Source organism: Amycolatopsis regifaucium (assembly GCF_001613935.1).
In the GTDB taxonomy this organism is placed as follows: Bacteria; Actinomycetota; Actinomycetes; order Mycobacteriales; family Pseudonocardiaceae; genus Amycolatopsis; species Amycolatopsis regifaucium.
On sequence record NZ_LQCI01000013.1, the window covers coordinates 22,752 to 40,131 of the forward strand.

20 protein-coding genes and 2 pseudogenes are annotated in these 17,380 nt (G+C 65.6%); 10 read left to right on the forward strand and 12 right to left on the reverse strand.

The features are described from left to right. The first annotated feature begins 212 nt into the window (after positions 1-212). Entirely contained in the window at positions 213-350 is a 138-nt protein-coding gene (locus AVL48_RS40085) for a transglycosylase domain-containing protein (RefSeq protein ID WP_244162545.1), read from the forward strand. Between the two features lie 111 nt (positions 351-461). On the opposite strand, the gene AVL48_RS16745 is transcribed toward AVL48_RS40085, so the two are convergent. After that, the gene (locus AVL48_RS16745) at positions 462-908 is read right to left on the reverse strand and encodes an ATP-binding protein (RefSeq protein WP_061989714.1); all 447 of its coding nucleotides are present in this window, start codon (positions 906-908) and stop codon (positions 462-464) included. Positions 909-1,058: 150 nt separating this feature from the next. Here AVL48_RS16745 and AVL48_RS16750 point away from each other — a divergent pair, with 150 nt between their 5' ends. After that, the gene (locus AVL48_RS16750; RefSeq protein ID WP_061989712.1) at positions 1,059-1,274 is read left to right on the forward strand and encodes a hypothetical protein; all 216 of its coding nucleotides are present in this window, start codon (positions 1,059-1,061) and stop codon (positions 1,272-1,274) included. Beyond that, positions 1,274-1,963 carry a winged helix-turn-helix transcriptional regulator gene (locus tag AVL48_RS16755; protein ID WP_061989710.1) on the forward strand — a complete coding sequence of 230 codons (690 nt, stop codon included), beginning with the start codon at positions 1,274-1,276 and terminating at the stop codon, positions 1,961-1,963. The genes AVL48_RS16750 and AVL48_RS16755 overlap by 1 nt, the downstream gene beginning before the upstream one ends. 237 nt (positions 1,964-2,200) lie before the next feature. Here AVL48_RS16755 and AVL48_RS39055 read toward each other — a convergent pair whose 3' ends face one another. Together AVL48_RS39055 and AVL48_RS16760 are read right to left on the reverse strand one after the other, a co-directional pair. Continuing rightward, positions 2,201-2,356: a hypothetical protein gene (locus AVL48_RS39055; RefSeq protein ID WP_156515770.1), complete on the reverse strand. Its 156-nt coding sequence runs from the start codon at positions 2,354-2,356 to the stop codon at positions 2,201-2,203. 115 nt (positions 2,357-2,471) lie between these two features. Beyond that, the gene (locus AVL48_RS16760) at positions 2,472-2,852 is read right to left on the reverse strand and encodes a hypothetical protein (protein ID WP_244162544.1); all 381 of its coding nucleotides are present in this window, start codon (positions 2,850-2,852) and stop codon (positions 2,472-2,474) included. A 261-nt stretch (positions 2,853-3,113) separates the two neighbouring features. On the opposite strand from AVL48_RS16760, the gene AVL48_RS16765 reads away from it, so the two are divergent. The 3 genes from AVL48_RS16765 to AVL48_RS16775 all read left to right on the forward strand — a co-directional run bounded on the left by AVL48_RS16765 (position 3,114) and on the right by AVL48_RS16775 (position 5,637). Beyond that, a complete protein-coding gene (locus AVL48_RS16765; RefSeq protein WP_061989706.1) occupies positions 3,114-3,803 on the forward strand; it encodes a response regulator transcription factor in 690 nt (229 codons plus the stop codon). An 11-nt stretch (positions 3,804-3,814) separates the two neighbouring features. Then, entirely contained in the window at positions 3,815-5,185 is a 1,371-nt protein-coding gene (locus AVL48_RS16770; protein ID WP_061989750.1) for a sensor histidine kinase, read from the forward strand. Positions 5,186-5,421: 236 nt separating this feature from the next. Continuing rightward, a complete protein-coding gene (locus tag AVL48_RS16775; RefSeq protein WP_061989704.1) occupies positions 5,422-5,637 on the forward strand; it encodes a hypothetical protein in 216 nt (71 codons plus the stop codon). A gap of 457 nt (positions 5,638-6,094) precedes the next feature. Here the strand turns inward: AVL48_RS16775 and AVL48_RS16780 are convergent, their stop codons facing one another. Both AVL48_RS16780 and AVL48_RS16785 read right to left on the reverse strand, forming a co-directional pair. Then, positions 6,095-6,283 (reverse strand): DUF2795 domain-containing protein, encoded by a 189-nt coding sequence (locus AVL48_RS16780; RefSeq protein ID WP_061989702.1) that lies wholly within the window; start codon positions 6,281-6,283, stop codon positions 6,095-6,097. 76 nt (positions 6,284-6,359) lie between these two features. Continuing rightward, positions 6,360-6,845 carry a hypothetical protein gene (locus AVL48_RS16785; RefSeq protein ID WP_061989700.1) on the reverse strand — a complete coding sequence of 162 codons (486 nt, stop codon included), beginning with the start codon at positions 6,843-6,845 and terminating at the stop codon, positions 6,360-6,362. A gap of 89 nt (positions 6,846-6,934) precedes the next feature. Here AVL48_RS16785 and AVL48_RS16790 point away from each other — a divergent pair. Next, positions 6,935-8,077: pseudogene (locus AVL48_RS16790) on the forward strand (IS256 family transposase). 343 nt (positions 8,078-8,420) lie between these two features. On the opposite strand, the gene AVL48_RS16795 reads toward AVL48_RS16790, so the two are convergent. The 4 genes from AVL48_RS16795 to AVL48_RS16810 form a co-directional block, all read right to left on the reverse strand. Further along, entirely contained in the window at positions 8,421-9,401 is a 981-nt protein-coding gene (locus AVL48_RS16795; protein ID WP_061989698.1) for an Lrp/AsnC family transcriptional regulator, read from the reverse strand. A gap of 20 nt (positions 9,402-9,421) precedes the next feature. After that, a complete protein-coding gene (locus AVL48_RS16800) occupies positions 9,422-10,654 on the reverse strand; it encodes a carboxylesterase/lipase family protein (protein ID WP_061989748.1) in 1,233 nt (410 codons plus the stop codon). Positions 10,655-10,658: 4 nt separating this feature from the next. Next, entirely contained in the window at positions 10,659-11,537 is an 879-nt protein-coding gene (locus AVL48_RS16805; protein WP_061989696.1) for a VOC family protein, read from the reverse strand. A gap of 368 nt (positions 11,538-11,905) precedes the next feature. Further along, positions 11,906-12,202, reverse strand: a complete 297-nt coding sequence (locus tag AVL48_RS16810; RefSeq protein ID WP_061989694.1) for an OB-fold nucleic acid binding domain-containing protein — start codon at positions 12,200-12,202, stop codon at positions 11,906-11,908. A gap of 9 nt (positions 12,203-12,211) precedes the next feature. On the opposite strand from AVL48_RS16810, the pseudogene AVL48_RS38345 reads away from it, so the two are divergent. From AVL48_RS38345 to AVL48_RS16820, 3 genes and pseudogenes are all read left to right on the forward strand, one after another. Further along, positions 12,212-12,400: pseudogene (locus tag AVL48_RS38345) on the forward strand (transposase); the annotation flags it as partial. Between the two features lie 761 nt (positions 12,401-13,161). Continuing rightward, positions 13,162-13,398 carry a hypothetical protein gene (locus AVL48_RS16815; RefSeq protein WP_061989691.1) on the forward strand — a complete coding sequence of 79 codons (237 nt, stop codon included), beginning with the start codon at positions 13,162-13,164 and terminating at the stop codon, positions 13,396-13,398. Beyond that, the gene (locus AVL48_RS16820) at positions 13,395-14,375 is read left to right on the forward strand and encodes a hypothetical protein (protein ID WP_061989689.1); all 981 of its coding nucleotides are present in this window, start codon (positions 13,395-13,397) and stop codon (positions 14,373-14,375) included. The genes AVL48_RS16815 and AVL48_RS16820 overlap by 4 nt, the downstream gene beginning before the upstream one ends. Before the next feature lie 483 nt (positions 14,376-14,858). On the opposite strand, the gene AVL48_RS40850 is transcribed toward AVL48_RS16820, so the two are convergent. From AVL48_RS40850 to AVL48_RS16830, 3 genes are all read right to left on the reverse strand, one after another. Next, positions 14,859-15,047 carry a DUF4177 domain-containing protein gene (locus tag AVL48_RS40850; protein WP_074038244.1) on the reverse strand — a complete coding sequence of 63 codons (189 nt, stop codon included), beginning with the start codon at positions 15,045-15,047 and terminating at the stop codon, positions 14,859-14,861. Between the two features lie 48 nt (positions 15,048-15,095). Beyond that, the gene (locus AVL48_RS16825; RefSeq protein WP_061989687.1) at positions 15,096-15,458 is read right to left on the reverse strand and encodes an effector-associated constant component EACC1; all 363 of its coding nucleotides are present in this window, start codon (positions 15,456-15,458) and stop codon (positions 15,096-15,098) included. Between the two features lie 584 nt (positions 15,459-16,042). Next, complete coding sequence (locus AVL48_RS16830) at positions 16,043-16,816, reverse strand: pentapeptide repeat-containing protein (protein ID WP_061989685.1); 774 nt, start codon at positions 16,814-16,816, stop codon at positions 16,043-16,045. Positions 16,817-17,380 lie beyond the last annotated feature (564 nt).

Below are 17,380 nucleotides of genomic sequence, written 5' to 3' on the forward strand. Positions count from 1 at the left end.
AAAGGCCACATACCGGAGCGGTTCCGTTCGTTCTTCAGCCGGCTGCGGTGAGATCCACGACGACCTCGACATCGTCTTCCTCAGTGGTGAACGCGTCCGCGGCGCGGTGGCCCGTTGCAGGACGCGTCCACCATCAGCCAGCAATACGTCAAGAACCATCCCCTTGCCCGCAGATTTCGAGAGGCGAAGCTCGCTTTGGATCTGAGCCGGACATGCCCAAAGAAGACATACTCACCGGGTATCTCAATCTCGTCCACTTCAGCGGCCAGGTCTACGGCATCGCCACCGCCGCTCAGCCCTACTTCGGCACCACCGCCGCCGGGTTGACACTTCCACAAGCGGCCCGGTAAGACCCGGCATGAAGTCCTGGCCATGCTCGCCAACCGGAACGGTAGGACGCCAGGAGCCGGCCGAAGGGTCGGATCGACCGGTGCGAACGCGCGGCTCGGTGGCATCAGCCGTCACCGGCGAGCGACGGCGGCGCGGGGAATGGCGCCCACACCGTCGCAAGACACCTCCGCCCACACCGTCTTACTCGCGGCCTCAAAGCTTTCGATTACACCCCAGTCGGCCAGCTTGTCCACGAGGACCATGCCACGGCCACCCGGGCGGGAATTCGACGGCGGTCGGATCACCGGCCGGCCCAGACCGTTGTCCTCCACTTCGATCCGCACCCGGCACGGCCGCGCCGTGTGCTTCATCCGGACCGCGATCGCGCCCCCGCCATGGTCATAAGCGTTGGTGACCAGCTCCGTGGCCACCAACAGGAGATCGTCCAGATGCGGATCGCCGACCTCCCCCAAGGTCCGCGACACCCATCGGCGCACCTCCACCAGCGCCGGCGCCGACGTCCCCCGCAGATCCATCGACCATGACGCCCCAGGGAGCCCCTCATCCACACCTGACATGACAGACCTTCCTCCGGGCGTACCGGACCACTCTCTCGGACCACGGGCACCCACTCGCACGCATCGGCGCAATCGTCAGGTAGTCGTCAGGTTCGCGAGGGCGCCGAACCGGAATAATCTTCGCCAGAATCGAGTCAGGTCAGGAGAGCGATGAGCGTGGAGACGCATAAGCCGGACGACATCGTCGGCGACGTGACCGTCTGGCTGGCGAACGAGTTCTCGGCGAAGCTGTCGCCCGTGGCCGTGGGCGCCATCGTGCGCGCCACCCATCGCGACCTCGACGGGCAGATCGTCCGCGAAGCACTCGGTGAGATGCTGCATCGCCTCGCACGTCATCGCATAATGCGCCTGGTGCAGGTCCTTTGATGCGCTACGCACAGCATTGCCCCATCGCGCTGGCGGCCGAGGTGGTCTCGGAACCGTGGACGCTGCTGATCATTCGCGAACTGCTGCGGGGAAACACCTCGGTCACCGACATCGCCGCCGGGGTACCGGGCGTGTCGGCCGGGTTGCTGACCAGACGGCTCCGCAAACTGGAGGCCGCCGGCCTGGTCACACTTCGTCAGCGCGAAGCCGAACTGACCGAAGCCGGCCGTCAGCTGGAGTCGGTCATCGAGCCGCTCGGCAGGTGGGGAGCGCGCTGGCTGCCACCGCCGCGGCACGGTGATCTCGACCCTGCTTTGCTCCTGCGCGACATTTCCAGGGGGATCGACCGCACCACGCTTCCCGCGCAGGCGGTCGCGATCCATTTTCGGTTCACCGAGTCGCGAGGGCCTCAGTGGTGGTGGCTGGTGCTCTCCCGCTCAGTGGCCGCGCCGACCATCCACGATCCCCGGCTTCCCCAGGCGATGCGGATCGACTGCACGCTCGGCGCTCTCGCGGGGGTCTGGCTCGGCCATACCGATTGGCTGGATGCCTTACGGGACAAGTCCATTGTGATCAGCGGACCCCGCACCGCCGTGCGCCAGGCCATCGTCTGGATCGGCGTGAGCCCCTATTCGGGCAGGAGAGCCGGTACCGGTACCGGTGCCGGTGAGCCGACACTGTCCTCATAGGACGAACTGCTTGTTTCCGTTCGACCGTCGCGGGTCGCGCCCGAACAGGTCGCTCCGGCCGGTTAACCCACGAATCGAACAGCGGGACAAGGCCCGCGACCACCAGGCAGACACTTCCGAGCAACCACAGTCGCAGGGTGGCCATGAGCACCGCCATCAGCGCGGCGGGGAGAACGGCGAGAAGGCAGAAGGGGTCCAGCCTGCCGAAGAACGGCCGCCTTCGTGTGTTCCTACCGGTCACAGCGTTCTCTCCGCCGTTCCGGCACAAGTCTCCAGTATTTCGACCGCGCGCAGCTCCGTGGCCCTGGCCTTGTCCTCGGCTTCCTCGGCGAGTTTCCGATGGCGGAGCACCCGAACGCGCATCGCCACGGCGGACGGCTTCTCCCGGCTCATGGTGGCCTTCAGCCCGCCTGAAGACTGACTCTGAGGGCCATCACTTCTCCTCGTTTCTTCCGAAGCCCGGGCGAGGAAGCCACGCTCCGGGAAATTCCCGGGTGCGACCAGGTCGTCACACCTGACGCGTTTCCACGACGAAAGACAGGGCGCGACCGTCGGCCTCGCGCGCAGCGGCCTCATGCCTCTGTGCGGCCGCTTCATCACCCACGGTCCGGGCGGTGTACGCGGCGGCGCGTTGATGATGCGCTTCCGCCCTGCGGATCGCCGCGAACGACCTGTGGATGAGCGATTTCCACTGTGGAGACTCGCGGGGATGGGCCGCTACCCCGGCGCGGGCCTCAGTCGCGTTGGCGAGTTCGTGATACGCGAAACCATGATGCGAGGCCACCTCACCGAGCAGACGCTGTGCCTTCGCGCGGTGGAACGAGTCCGGTTCACCGGTCGCCTCGATTTCCTCCGCCAGGGCGCGCCGCCGCGCCGCGACAGCCCACACGCGGTCCGCGTTATCGCGTAGCCGCCTCACTTCGGGATCTATCCCTGATCCGGCAGCCACGTCGGCCGCTACCGGTGCTACATCTGTTGTCACGCTGTGATCCCTCCATCAAATTCGAAGGTCGTGTATCCGACACTGACACGAAAGAGACCTCATGAAACTGACAACTGCCTTACGATCGAATCGTTGTTCCTCCGCGCTGCTCGATAGGTGCTGTTAAGGTCGGCGCAGCCGCGTCGGGAGTTCTTCGGTGGGAAGGAGATGCCGACTGTGACCACTCGTGTCCTTCTCGTCGAAGACGACGCGATGATCAGCGAGGCACTGAGCCTGGCCCTCGCCGATGAAGGTTTCGCCATCGAATGTGTAGCGACCGGCGAAGACGGCCTGGAACTACTCGAGCGCGTAAAGGTCGACGTCGTCCTGCTCGATCTCATGCTGCCGGGCATCGACGGACTCACCGTCTGCCGGTCAGTCCGTGACCGGGGAGCGCTGCCGATCATCGTGATCACCGCCCGCGCGGACACCCAAGACATCATCGCGGGTCTCGAAGCGGGCGCGGACGACTACGTCACCAAACCCTTGGTGGCCGGTGAACTCGCCGCGAGGATCCGGGCACTGCTCCGCCGTACCGCGCCGCCTTCCCCGACCAAGTTCACCGTCGGCGACCTTGAAATCCGGCCGGACGAGGAGAGTGTCCGTCGCGACGGCGAACCGGTTCATCTGACTCGCACCGAGTTCCGCCTTCTCACCGAGCTCGCCGCGGCGGAAGGGCAGGTCGTCACCCGTGAGCAGCTGCTGCGCCGGGTGTGGGAGCACGACTACTTCGGTGATACAAGGCTGCTTGACGTCCACATCAGACGGTTACGCCGCAAAGTGGAACCCGATCCCGACAACCCGACCCTGGTGTCGACCGTGCGAGGGCGTGGTTACCGAATCAACCCGGGTCCGTGATGTTCGCGACCATGCGGGCGACCGTGCAGCGGCTTTCGCTTCGCTGGCGGGTGGCCGTCGCGTTCGGTCTGGGTCTGGCACTGGTGATGACCGTGCTGGGCGTGGCGACCTGGAATCTCACCACCGGCTACATGCTCGACCAGCGCGAACAGAGCACGGCCCGGCAGTCCGAGGTCAACGTCGGCCTGGTGGACAAGGCGCTGGCGGAGCAGTCGGACACCCTCAACGACCTGCTGACCGGACTGGCCAGTGGCCCGGACTCCTCGATCCTGCTGTTGCGGCCGGGCGGCTGGCTCACCAGCGGGCGGCAGATCGCGCCCACCGCGGTCCCCGTCGCTCTCCTGGACAGTGCGCGGAGCGGCGTCGCCGCCCGGCAACGGTTCACCGCCGACGGCGTCCCCGTGCTCGCCATCGCCACTCCGGTCGGAAATGGCGATAGCGTCTACGTCGAGCTGTACCCGCTACTCGAACTGGACCGGACATTCCGGTACCTCAGCATCCTGCTGATCGCCGGCACCGTCGTCGCCGCACTGTTTGGAGCTGTTCTCGGCGCCTGGACCAGCAAACGTGCCCTCCGCCCGCTCGCCGCGCTCCGCGAAGCCGCTTCCCGGGTCGCGCGAGGAGACCTGACGACCCGGCTCCCCCACCAGGAGGACCCCGACCTCGCGCCGCTCGCCACCAGCTTCAACACCACGACAGAGCAGCTCGAACAACGAGTCCGCCGGGACAAACGTTTCGCCGCCGACGTCAGCCACGAACTCCGCTCACCGCTCACCACGATGGTCACCGCCACCGAGGTGCTGGTCCGCCGCCAGGACACCATGCACCCGACCGCCCGCAAGGCCCTGAGCCTGCTGGGTTCAGAACTGCACCGCTTCCAGCGCATGGTCGTCGACCTGCTCGAGATCTCCCGCGCCGACCAGGAAGACGAAGGGCAGGTCGAACTGGTTGATCTCGGCGCGCTCGTGCACAACGTGCTCGACAGCCGGAACGAATCCAGTACCCGCGTCGTGATCGATCAGGGAACCCCGCTCGTCTCCGCCGATCGTCGCCGGATCGACCGCGTAGTCACCAACTTGCTCGACAACGCCGACCGATACGGTGGCGGCGCCATCGCCGTGACCGTACGACGGCACGGTGACCGTGCCAGGGTCGAGGTGGACGACGCCGGCAGCGGCGTCCCACCCGCCCTCCGGGAACGCATCTTCGAACGGTTCGCGCGCGGACTGCACGCCGGGCGCCGGGATCGCGAGACCGGAAGCGGACTCGGGCTGGCCATCGTCGCCGACCACGTCCACCGGCACGGCGGCAGCGTGTGGGTAGAAGACCGGCCCGGCGGCGGTGCTCGCTTCGTCGTCGAACTCCCGGAGGCGATCCCATGAAAACCCGGCCGGCCGTACTCCTCGCAGCCGTTTCGCTGTGCCTCTCCGGCTGCGGCGTGACCGCACAGGACAAACCCGAACCGATCACCACACTCGTGCCGACAGCCACCCCGACGGTCTCCAGTCGTCCGGTTCCGCAGCTACCGTGCCCGACCGGCCCGGGATCGTCAGACAGTCGTCAGGTGCAGCCCCCGTCGCCACCGACACAATGAGAAGTCGTCGCAAGGAGGAGGGGTATGACCGTCCATGACCACCAGACCGACGACATCACCGCCGAAGTCCGGCAATGGCTTTCCCGCGAATTCGCGCCCGCTCTCCCGGAAGCAGCCGTGGACCATATCGTGAAAGCCGCGCACGCGGACCTCGATGGTCAGATCAGGCCCGACGCGATGGGTGAAATGCTGCACAGACTGGCGCGGTTCCGTGTACTCCGGACCCTGGAAGACCGGTAAACGGCGAACGATACCGATTCCATCCCGTCCGAGGATCAGTCGCCCAGGAATCGACCTGTCACGGTATTGGCCGCCGCGTACTGGAATCGCCCTCAGGTCGGTTTCGTGCCGGTGGCATATGCGACGCCTGCTGATCGGTACCCGACGCTGGCGCCTGTTCGGCTATGAGCGCCACGGAGAACAAGGCCCCGCCCTCTTCCGGGCGGTGTTCAGACTGATGCACCGGCACACCCGCTACGCCCGGCTCGACCAAGCACATCTCGAGCTCATCAAGCACGCACGCCTGACCGTGCCATGGCACGAACTCCCGTATCCCCGTGATTTGCCACACGGACGGGAAGCACCACGGTCAAAGCCTCAGGCCATTTCCGCCTGGAGGAGCCCGCCAACTGGGGCGTTCCGCTACGATCTTTCCGTGGTGCTCGCCGGACTGGACCGGCGTCCGGCGAAGGCAGAATCAGCCGCCGATCTCCTCACTCACGCCGCTCGGTCCTTCATAGGTCCGGTCAGGCAATTCACGCAAGGCCGCTAAAATGTCCTCGCCTGCTCCATTCCGCTCGGCCGTTCGAACCAGGTCGTCACGCTTCGCCGGGTAGTCGACACCACTCAGGTGCTTCTGGACCTCGATCGGATTCGGCTTGCTCACTTGCGTCCCCTTTCCCTCGATGACCAACCTCGGTTACCCGGTCATGCGACAACCACACACGGACCGCGGACGGCGATCACGAGGCCCACAGACCATGAGGTCTCCCGTGCTCCGGTGCCGTGGCGCGGGCAGGTACCAACCGTGATCTTCGGGTCTTCCCCAGCCGCACCACGATCACCAGGAATTCGATCTGGCGGCGAGGGCTGCGGACGAGTACCCGTTCCACAGCGATCCCTTGGACAGTCGCAAATATTGAGCGAAAAGCATCTCTGGCGTGACCGAACTCGGCGGTGAGAACGATCGTGTGGAACCACCACCACGCCTCGGACCTGCCGGAGCACGGCAGCCGCCGTTCCTGTTGGAGCACCCCGCGCCAGGTCCGCGACGCTGTCTGGAATACCCCGGCGCTCCTGTGCAACGACCCGGCCAGGTCCCAGCGGTACCGCTCCGGTTCGTCCTGCGCCAATCGGCGCCGGATCGCGACCGCTTCGTCGAGCGCAATGGTGGCTTCTTGCCAAGTGCTGACCTCGCACAAGGCGACTCCGAGATCGTGCAGCGCCATGGGGACTGTTCCGAGATCGGTGTTTCCGGCCCGACACGCCGGGCTGAGATCCGGCGGGATGGGCACTGTGAGTGATGACATCGGGCCTTGTGAGTCCACGCAAGAGTGAGTCCAAGCCGGCGCGGGAGCTGTCGCCGAAGCAGGCCGCCGCGGCGGCGATGGTGGCTGAGGCGAAGGCACGAGGGTTGGCGTTGACCGGCCCGGACGGTCTGCTGAAGCTGTTCGCCAAGAATGTGCTGGAAGCCGCACTGAACGAGGAGATGACCGAGCACCTCGGGCATGAGAAGAACCAGGCCGAGTCGGACCGGGAGTCGACGAATGTCCGGAACAGCACTCGGCCAAAAACGGTGGTTTCGGATGCTGCGGGAGAGGTCGGCATCAACGTGCCACGGGATCAGGAGAGCACGTTCGAGCCGCAGATCGTGAAGAAGCGGCAGCGTCGGCTTTCCGAGGTGGATGAGGTCGTGTTGTCGTTGTATGCGAAGGGAATGACGACCGGGGACATTTCGGCGCATTTTGCCGAGATCTACGGATCTTCGGTCAGCAAAGAGACGATCTCGCGGATCACCGACAAGGTCGTCGCTGAGATGCAGGACTGGGCCTCCCGGCCGCTCGACGCGGTATACGTGGCTGTGTTCATCGACGCGCTCCATGTCAAGGTCCGTGACGGGCAGGTCGCCAACAGGCCTGTTTACGCCGCTATCGGCGTCACCGTGGACGGGCGGAAGGACGTGCTCGGACTGTGGATGGGCGTCGGTGGCGAAGGCGCGAAGTTTGGGATGAGTGTGTTGATCGATCTGAAGAACCGCGGCGTCCGGGACGTGTTCTTCCTCGTCTGCGACGGCCTCAAAGGCCTCCCGGAGGTTGTGACAAACGTGTGACCGCAGACCATCGTCCCAACGTGCATCGTGCATTTGCCGCAACACCTTCCGGCTCGCTTCTCGCCGGGACTGGAACGCGGTGAAACGAGACATCAAACCCATCTACACAGCCCCCAATCCTGACGCCGCAATGGCCGCACTGGACGAACTCGAAGAGAGATGGGTGCGAAATATCGAGGGATGATTCGACTGTGGCGTAACGCATGGGACGAGTTTGTGCCGTTTCTCGACTACGACATCGAGATCAGGCGCATGATCTGCTCCACCAACGCGATCGAATCATTGAATGCCCGCTNNAACGCCTTCGCCATCACATTCGGTGACCGCTGGCCGGGAGCCGAGACCTACTGATCAACAACGCCGGAAACACCGATCACGGGATAGACCCTCGCGGACTCCCACCCGAACAGCCCAGCGGGCGTGGAAAAATGGTCAATCCCAGTTTTCGTGGCACTAGTGCCATTTCAGTGCCAAGATCTTTGGGAAAGTGCCATCGATTCTGAGACTCTACAAAGAAGCCTGTAGGGTCTCATCGGCTGTGACATGTTGATCTCGCGCGACCTGGCGCTTCTCGGTTGTCTCACTGTAGTTTCACTCAACATCAGTCTCAGTTTTATGGCATTTCCTCAGTGGCGGGTTCTGGCGTGTTGCGGTGTTGTCGCTATTACCGCTGCGGAGGGTATGGTGTTCCGGCTTATGAGCCGGGTGTCTGGGTTGTGCCGACACGTTTGCTGTTGCGGATGATCGGTGCGCTCTCCAGTTGGCGGATGCCTGGGAGGTTTCCTATTCCGCGTTCGAGGAAGTCGTAGAGGGCATCGACGTCGTGGCAGGCGGCGATGACGAGCAGGTTTGTCGGGCCGGTGGTGGCAGCAGCGAAGGCAACCTCGGGATGCGCGGCGATGGCCTCGGCCGTCGGGCGCATTTGGGCCGGATCGACGGTTAGCCAGAGGATGGCGAGCGTCTCGAATCCCAGCAGCAGCGGATCGATGTCCACGTCGAAGAACAGCGCGCCGCGCCGGCGCAGCTGCGCGAGCCTGCGTTTGGCCGTCATCTCCGACCAGCCGGTCGCCTTGGCGATGTCGGAGTAGGTTGTGCGGCCGTCGCGGGCCAGGCTGGCCAGCAGCTGCTCATCGCCCTCCTGCAGCACGACCCGTTCTTGTTGTTCGTGGGGTGGTTCAGGTGCGAGGGCGGCGGCCTGCTCGGGTGTGAGCGTGTCGGCTCTGCCGTGCCAGCCGGACGGGCCGCCGGCGAAGACGCGTAGCAGGCAGTGCGCCATGACGCTCGTGACCCGTGGTGTCCTGGGCAGTTGCCCGAGGAGCAGTGCGTCGCGTTCGTGCGAGCTGCGCGCCCGCGTGACGCAGCAGATCTGTGTGCCTCCGGAGGTGAGACAGACCCAGGAGGTGTCCGTCCGGCGAGCCAGTGCTTCGGCGACGGGCACCGCCGCGTCGGGTGTCACCTGCACTCGGACGAACCATTCCACCCAGCCCAGTCGCCGGGCGTTGGGCAGGCCGATCACCCTGAGCGATCCGGCGGAACGAATCCTGCGGTAGCGCCGGGCGACCGTCTGGTCTGACACGTCGAGCACCGACGCGATGTGGCTGAAGGGCGCGCGCCCGTCGATGTGCAGTGCGTGGACGATCGCGCGGTCGAGCTCGTCCAGGACCAGGGAACTCACCCACGTCAGGTTAGTCGGGTCTAGCTGAAGTGCCTGAGGTGCGGGAACGATGGCCAGTCGGGTGTGCCTGTGTGGACGAAACTCGTCCAGGCGCGCTGTATTTGCTTTACCAGCCGCTGTAGCTCGGCGGGGTCGGCGCCGGCCAGCATCGGGGCGGCATGCCAGGCGTCCAGGTTGCCGAACACGAACGGCAGCTCGATGCAATGGCAGGCGCCGAAGGGGCTGCCGGGTGGTGCCCAGTCGAACTGGAAGGCGAAGGCCGAACGGGCGTGCTGGGCCAGTTGCCGGCTGCCGTCGCCGAAGACCCGGGCGGTCAGGTCCGCGGGGGCGTCGGGGAAGAACGCCCAGACCTCGTCGCGAGTCGTGCCGATCAGCATGGGGATGCTGGCGGGGACGCCGGCGAGCAGCTCGGCGGGGAGGCCGCCATCGGCGACCAGTTGGAAGGGTGGGGTCACGGTGTGCGGTGCGGCCATGCGTCGTGCGAGTTCTTGTTGGGCGGCCAGCAGGCGTGGGACCGGCACGGTCCGCAGGTGTTCTGCCTCGTCGGGGTGCAGGCCGAGAATGTCCAGCAGACGTCGGCCGATGCTGGCTGCTTCCCGTGGGCTGTACGGGGCGACTCCGGTCGGTGTGCTGTGCAGGATGACCTGTTGGAACAGGCCGGGACCGGTGGGGCGGCCCAGCAGCGCGAACGCCGACAGCGCACCGGCGGACTGGCCGGCCAGCGTGACGCGTTCCGGATCGCCGCCGAAGGCGGCGATGTTGTCCCGTACCCAGCCCAACGCGGCGATCTGGTCGAGCAGGCCGAGGTTGGCCGGAGCGAACCGCGGCGACAGGTACAGATATCCCAGGGCACCCAGCCGGTAGTTGACCGTGACGACCACCATCCGGCCGCGTTCGGCCAGCAGGGCCCCGTCATACCAGGCCTCCGCGCCCGAACCGCTGAGGAAGCCGCCGCCGTGCAGCCAGACCAGCACCGGCAGCCCGGCACCGCCCGGAGTCCAGATGTTCACGGACAGGCAGTCCTCGGCCTGGGCCAGGTCACTGCCCGGCCCCATGACGCGTTCCAGCCGGGACGGCGGCTGCGGGGCAGCCGGACCCGGACGGCCGGCGTCCCGCACCCCCTCCCATGCGGGGACCGGCCGGGGCGCGGCGAATCGCGCGGCACTGCCGTACGGCATACCGAGAAACGCCGTGACTGCACCGGTGGAAACACCGCGCAGTGCTCCGGCAGGCGCGCGAACGAGGTCGGTCATCACCTCAGGCCTCCAGGAAGGCGATGGCCGCACCGCGGGCCTGACCGGCGCCGACGAAGAACCCGCCGGGCAGCTCGCGGACGCTGAACCCGTTGCCAGTCACCAGATCGCGGGCCGCGTGGACGTCCTTGACGCCGACGGCTTGCCCCGCGAGGTAGGGCAGCGCGGGCACCGGCTCGCCGGGCAGGACCTCCCCGAAAGCGGAGACCGCAACGATGTCCATCTGGCTCACCGGGAGAGGAAAGACCTGGCGCGGCCCCTCGGCCACTGGTTCGGTGCCCAGGGTGAGGGCGTAGCGGGCGACCGTGGCCTCCAGTTCGGCGTCGTCCACCACCAGCAGCACGCTGTGCAGGCGAGTGGCGCCATTGGCGTGGTCGAGGTAGCGAGGCTGATGGATCAGCTCGGGCGTCAGGTGGTGCGCAATGTGGATCAACCCTTCGGGGGTAAGCCCGCGGTCGAGGTGAACCGCCTGAAACCGCGCGGTCGCCACCCCGTCAGCGGTCTCCACGTCCCGTTGCAGCGGCAGCACCCCCGACGACGACAGCCCCGACTCGCACAGCCGCTGGTAGACGGTCTCTGCGTCGTCGCAGCCGAACGAACAGCCGTGCAGGCCCTCATACCGGGCGACCAGCGAACGGATGTTCCACGGGTCGACCGAACCGTCCCCGAACAGGCCGAGCAGTTCCAGGTAGGTCCGGCCGAACAACGCACACCTGTTGCCGGCCCCCATCGGCTTGCGCTCCCCGCCGGGCCGGTCGGAGCCCATGTGCATGGACAGCGGGCTGAGGGTGAAGCCGAGCGCCTCATAGGTCGCCGCGGTGGCATCCATGTCGGTGGTGTAAAGGACGGAGTGGTCGATTCGGTCGATGTCATGATCGGTCATGGCACGCAGACTGCTGGCCCGGCCCCAATTCCTCCAGTCGCCGACGCCTATTGATGGATTCCGACGTAGCACAGCGGACATTGGTGGAATCCGTCTCAATTCGTGCAATGGGGGCCGGCGGACGTCGATGGGGTATGTCGAGATCGGCTTCGGGCAGATGAAAGGCACCGGGGACGCCGGCCGCGACCTGTCATCGCGCCTTCAGACTCGTCAGGACTGTCTGGAATTCGGCCCGCACTGGGGGGCTCCGGAGAAACCAGACGGCCCAGTCTCAATCATGCTTCACAAATGAAGCGGAGATGAAGGCGCCGATGAGAAAAAGAAGCAGGGCGTGAGACCCTACAAAGCCGAAACTACCTGCCGCTCGGCTAGCGGAAGTCCCGCGATGGTCTGGCGAGTCCCCGCAGGTCGAGTGGTTCGAAGTGGTCGGCGGAGAGGCTGGTGACGCCGTGGTGGGAGTGGACGACTCCGTGGACCAGCAGCGCGGGTGAGCTGCGTACGATCTTGTGTTCCCGGTCCCAGAGGTGTTGTGTGACCACGATGTTGAGCATGCCGGTTTCGTCTTCGAGGTTGAGGAAGGTGATGCCGCCGGCGGTGGCGGGGCGTTGGCGGTGGGTGATGGCTCCGGCGACCCAGATCGTGGCGCCGTTGCCCGCGCCGGACACAGCAGCGGTGGTGCGAAATATCGAGGGATGATTCGACTGTGGCGTAACGCATGGGACGAGTTTGTGCCGTTTCTCGACTACGACATCAAGATCAGGCACATGATCTGCTCCACCAACGCGATCGAATCATTGAATGCCCGCTNNAACGCCTTCGCCATCACATTCGGTGACCGCTGGCCGGGAGCCGAAACCTACTGATCAACAACGCCGGAAACACCGATCACGGGATAGACCCAGCCACACGACGTTGAGCGCCCCGAGCGCGTCGGTCCCGAGTGAGAGCCAGGCTCGGCTGCTGTGCTGCCAGACCTTCTCCACGTAAGCGAAGACCCCGGACACCGCTGATGCCGGGAGCGGATCGGTTAAAGCGACCGGGGCCTTGGAGCTGTTCTGTACCACCAGGAGTTGCCAGCGCCGAGGTCCCGGTCTTCCCGTGTCGGCTCAACCGCCATAGTTCAGCGACCCGAGAACCTGTTGTCCGGCTTGATGTCCGCCGGATTCTTCAATACGTAGCCACCCCGCTCAAAGGTAGGCGTCGACAAGTTGAAGATGAACAGAAGTGTCGTGGCTGAAGCCTTGGCTGTCCCAGGGGTATCCGAGGTATGCCGGTCAGTTCCGGTCACGAGCACTTGGGGGTCGATCGTCCAGGCAAGGGGTTCCCGCAGACAGCGTTGCAGTCCCGGACTGCAACACTGCCCATCACGTTGTGCTCCACGTCACACTGCAACCAAAGATCGGATAGGCCGATCTGACCTGCATAAAACAGCATCCGGTCATATCCGGTCGACGCCCGGCCGGAATGCGCCTGGGAAAGCACGGCGGGCGTACTCCACTTTAGGAGCTAACTCGCTGGTGCGGCAGTACCACCTGCCGTCCCGACAAGAAGTCGGCTCAACCGCCATTGTTCACGCCGTCGGCAACGGTCGGCGGCGCACGTTGACGATTCGAGGTAATCGATCATGCTGTATTGGCTGTCACCGTTGAGACCGCCGCGCCGGGCCTGTGGTTCGGTCACCGGCCTGCAGACAGCGACTCTGACGCTGACGAACACTTTTGTGCTCACCCGCGTCGTGCTCGGCCATGAGCTGCTGCTCGCCGGCGGGATCGCGATCGCGCTGGCCGCACTGATTCTCGGCGCGCCGGCCCCACGGTTCGCCGAGCGACTGGCGCCTGCTCAGGACGGGGGCACGAGGTGAATGCCGGTGCCCTCGCCGCGTCCGCGTCGATGATGGTGACGACCACCGCGTTCCGCGAGGGTGCAGAACAGCTTCAGGCCGCCGCTGCGCTTGAGGAGCGAATGGTGGCTCTGCAGCGCCAGGCCACGGCACTGACCCAGAGCCTGCACCGGGAGATCGGGAAGCTCAATCCCGAGCAGGAACTGTGGCGAGCCGACACCAGCCCTGACCTCGACGACTACGTCAACGAGTTTGCCGCGGAGCCGGGGATCCTCCGGCTCGCTTGGGACGAGGATCGCACCGTCCTGCTCTCCCGCAAGGTCTATGCGACGGTCCTCGACCTGGTCGATGCCCCGATCAGCGCCCGCCGCGCCGTCTGGAGGAAGTACAACGAGGCGGAGCAGGCGGTCCAGATGAGTCGCGCACCGGTGGCGGTGGACCAGGAGGTCCGGCGTGCCCAGTTCGTCCTCAGGGCCAAGGTCCTGGCTCGGCGAGCGGCGCAGTTCACCGCCGATGTGCTCCAGGGAATCCATAGCGAGCAGGCCTTCATCGGACAATTGAAGGTACTCAAGGATCGGGCCGGGCTCAGCAACCGCACCCTCGCCGCGCGCCTGCACGACCGCGCCGGAAAGGATGCGCCAGCGGCCAGCACTCTGGGCGACTGGTTCACGGGCGACCGGCTTCCCCCGGTCGGGGAACCCGTTATGCGGATGCTGATCGAGACTCTGCTGGATCACCTCGACGGTGACCTCGACGCCGAACTCCTCGACCGGCACATGCATCTCTGGCGCGCTCTCATCGCCCAACGCCATGCGCCCGATCTGCTCGCCAGCCCTCTTCGCGACGCTGTCGAACGTCTCACCTGGCTGCAAGAGAACGCGACTGGCCGCAGCGAGAACTACCAGGAAGGTCTCAATGTCGCGATCTCGACGCTGAAGTCATTCATCGTGACAGGTACGCCCGCAGGTCAGAAGCCGAAGAAGACGAGCGACAACTAGAACCGGAACCCCGTGCCAGGGCCCCGGCAGCCGACGCACTGCCGGAGCCCACCACACCCGGATCCCGCAAACCCGGATCCGGCTCCGGCTCCGGCTCCGGATAAGCCTCAACTCGGGCGGCGTCCGCGATGGCCGCGGCAACCGCGCTGCACGCCTCGGGTTTTCATAGAGGAACGTTCGCGGGGACACCTGCCCGACGGCCGACGGCAGCGACACTGGAGTCTTTCTCGGCGCAGCCGGGATATCGCGTCGGGGACGCGTCCGAGAGCGGCCTGCGTGCTGCTGCGGCGTGGGCGGCGACCGTGCGGTTGTCTGTAGGGTCTCGCCGCGCGTGACATATCGATCTCGCGACGTGGGCGCTCTCTGTCGGTTCACGATGACGTCACCATGACCCGTCTCAAACGCGGGGCTTTTCCTCGGCTGATACCCGAAGGTCCGCATTGCGGCATGAGCGGATGTAGACGTGGGGATTCGTCTACCTGATCAGCGACGGAATGTAATAAACAGGCCACTATACGTCTGCGCATTCGTGCCGGGCACGGCTGATACGACCTCCCACCCCTCAGCGGCGTGTCGGTTCATGGCATTAGTGGCGTTGACCACCGTCTCACCTGAGCTCTTGTCCGTAACCCAATCTTCCACCCAAACTGTCCTGTACTCAGTCATATTCATGCCCTCCTAGTCCATCGCGATCGATAGCCGCGTTCGTCAGCACCGCAGTCACTCGGGAGCGTCAGCGATCTTGGCGGTCAGCTCCCGCACCGCGGCCGCGTCGAGGTTCGCACATGTGTGGCTTCGAGATCGAACGTCGAGCCGTCCCGGGCAGGTGCCGGTGATCTTCACCGATCCGGTCCGGTGCCGGATCCAGGTGACAAGCACAGTCGCGACCACGGTGGCTACGCCTCCTGGAGCGAGCGCCACTGCCAGGGCTTCCAACAGGCCACCGGCGAGTGTGCCGGGCTCGCCGGCCGCGGCGAGCACGTCAATGCGGCCGCGCAGTTGCTCATCGGCGGACAGCCAGTCGTTCAGGGAACCGAGTTCGGCGACGGCATCCTCGGCGGTGATCCGGATGGTCAGGTCCACTTCGGGCTCCTACTCTGTGTGTGCGACGTCGACCATCTGCGGAGGCTTCACGTCGACGTACCGGACGATGCCAACCGCCGTGCGTACCGGGAGGCCGGACGGGCCGAAGTCGGGGTTCCTCTCCTCCGTGCACCGACAATGGGCCGTGGAGCTTCGTCAGTCCTCGAAGGTGGTTCATTCGAGGTATACCCAGGCGATGCCGCAGCCGGTGACTCGACGGCCTCGAATCGCTGGGCGACATGAAGGCTGCGATCGAAAGTTTCGAGCGACAACTGTTCGTCGAGTGAACCTGCTCGGCCTTACCGTCCCGGAGCCGCCACAAGCGCGGTGAGCCCGCGTCGACGCTGTCTCACGCGCCCCCGCCGCCGATCCAGCAGCCAACGCAGCCACCGTCAGTTCACCGACTCGACCACAGCCCACCCCTCACACACGCGACCAACAACTGTCATATCGGCCACAGCGCACAAACTGCTACAAACGGAGTACCGACACGTCAGCGGACAACGCACTCTCATGCCACTGATCGCGTTTGGTGCACAAACCAGACTCCGACGACCGATTAATGGAACGCGATCCGCGTCATGTCACCACCACGCGCCCCGTGTGGTGGCGTCGGTGATGGGGGTGCCGATCTGGGTGTACTGGTCGTGGATCGCTCCGCGGAGATCCGCACCGCTGAGGTCGGTCCGGGTCAGAGTGGCGTTGCTAAGGTCGGAGTTCGTGAAGTCGGCGTTCCGGAGGATGGCACCCTCAAGATCGGCCCCGTTAAGCTTGGCGCCGACGAACTTCGCTCCGGTGAGAAACGTGGCGAACAAATCGGTTCCGGCCAGGTTTGCTTCGCTGAAGTTCGCGCCGTTGAGGCGGGAGGCTCGCAGGCTCGCGTCCTGCAGCTCCATTCGGTTGAGGTTCGCGTTTCGGAGGTCGGCCGTGCCCAGGCACATGTGTCGCAAGTCGATGACGGCGTTGTTGTCGTGACTGGTGTCGCGGCGGCCGAGGATCGTTAGCGCCGTCTGGACGTCCGAGGCGATGATCCTGTCAGGGCAGGGTGTGTTGCCGTAGTCGTTGTCGGGCGCGGTGGTGCGGATGAACGCGGACAGAACCTCGATGATCGTCTGCTGATCGCGTGGCGAGTCGTGAGCAAGTCGTTCGAGGGCATAGAGACCCCCGAGGCGGACCTGTAGATGTTCGTCACCCTGCTTGCCGGCCTGTTCGACCGCTTTGGTGTAGCGGTCGGTGAACTGCCCTTGTTCGGCGACTGCGGCCTGTTTCTGCGCGGTGTTGAGCGACAAGCCGGTGAAGATCAGGGCGGCGACCGCGGTACCCGCGGTGATCATCGACGTGATCGCCGTCCAGTTCACGCGTTTCGGCTCTGGCTCCGGATCCTGCCCAGGATCGGCGGGGCGCAAGCGCAGCCGGGAACGTCCCGGCAGCGTCGAGGCGGAGGTGGACGCGGCGGTAGTGGATCTCGGTCGGCTAGGAGACACATGGACTGTGGTCGGCGAATGTCAAGGATTGTTACAGCCTTCAACGTCCTTGCCCCACTACCGGCAAGGTGCTCTGGCGGCTTCACAGGCGAGTTCCGGCAGGACGTAGGTGTAGGTGTCAGCAGTGACAGCAATGCTGGAGTGGCCGAGGAATTCCTGGACCTGGCCGCCGGACTCGGTGTGGCGTTGCTGGCCGCCGGCAACGCGGAGATCTACCGCCGCGACGACGTGATCTGCGCCCGGTCACCGACATCCCACCCAGCGAACTCGCGGTCGTCTGGCGCCGCCACGACGGCAGACGAGCCGTTCGCGTCTTCGTCGACGCGTGCCACCGGTGCCTGTGCGCGCCGTGAACAACCAGAAAGTGAAAACAGGCCGGGTCGGTTGACAGAAGGGGCCGTGTCATGACAACCGTGTAAGCCACGGATGGACCAAGAT

Excerpts from the sequence above, each read along its gene's own strand:
- AVL48_RS40085 (WP_244162545.1), top strand. The coding sequence starts at position 213 with ATGCCCAAAGAAGACATACTCACCGGGTATCTCAATCTCGTCCACTTC.
- AVL48_RS16745 (WP_061989714.1), bottom strand. The coding sequence starts at position 908 with ATGTCAGGTGTGGATGAGGGGCTCCCTGGGGCGTCATGGTCGATGGAT.
- AVL48_RS16750 (WP_061989712.1), top strand. The coding sequence starts at position 1,059 with ATGAGCGTGGAGACGCATAAGCCGGACGACATCGTCGGCGACGTGACC.
- AVL48_RS16755 (WP_061989710.1), top strand. The coding sequence starts at position 1,274 with ATGCGCTACGCACAGCATTGCCCCATCGCGCTGGCGGCCGAGGTGGTC.
- AVL48_RS39055 (WP_156515770.1), bottom strand. The coding sequence starts at position 2,356 with ATGAGCCGGGAGAAGCCGTCCGCCGTGGCGATGCGCGTTCGGGTGCTC.
- AVL48_RS16765 (WP_061989706.1), top strand. The coding sequence starts at position 3,114 with ATGCCGACTGTGACCACTCGTGTCCTTCTCGTCGAAGACGACGCGATG.
- AVL48_RS16770 (WP_061989750.1), top strand. The coding sequence starts at position 3,815 with ATGCGGGCGACCGTGCAGCGGCTTTCGCTTCGCTGGCGGGTGGCCGTC.
- AVL48_RS16775 (WP_061989704.1), top strand. The coding sequence starts at position 5,422 with ATGACCGTCCATGACCACCAGACCGACGACATCACCGCCGAAGTCCGG.
- AVL48_RS16785 (WP_061989700.1), bottom strand. The coding sequence starts at position 6,845 with ATGGCGCTGCACGATCTCGGAGTCGCCTTGTGCGAGGTCAGCACTTGG.
- AVL48_RS16800 (WP_061989748.1), bottom strand. The coding sequence starts at position 10,654 with ATGACCGACCTCGTTCGCGCGCCTGCCGGAGCACTGCGCGGTGTTTCC.
- AVL48_RS16805 (WP_061989696.1), bottom strand. The coding sequence starts at position 11,537 with ATGACCGATCATGACATCGACCGAATCGACCACTCCGTCCTTTACACC.
- AVL48_RS16815 (WP_061989691.1), top strand. The coding sequence starts at position 13,162 with ATGCTGTATTGGCTGTCACCGTTGAGACCGCCGCGCCGGGCCTGTGGT.
- AVL48_RS40850 (WP_074038244.1), bottom strand. The coding sequence starts at position 15,047 with ATGAATATGACTGAGTACAGGACAGTTTGGGTGGAAGATTGGGTTACG.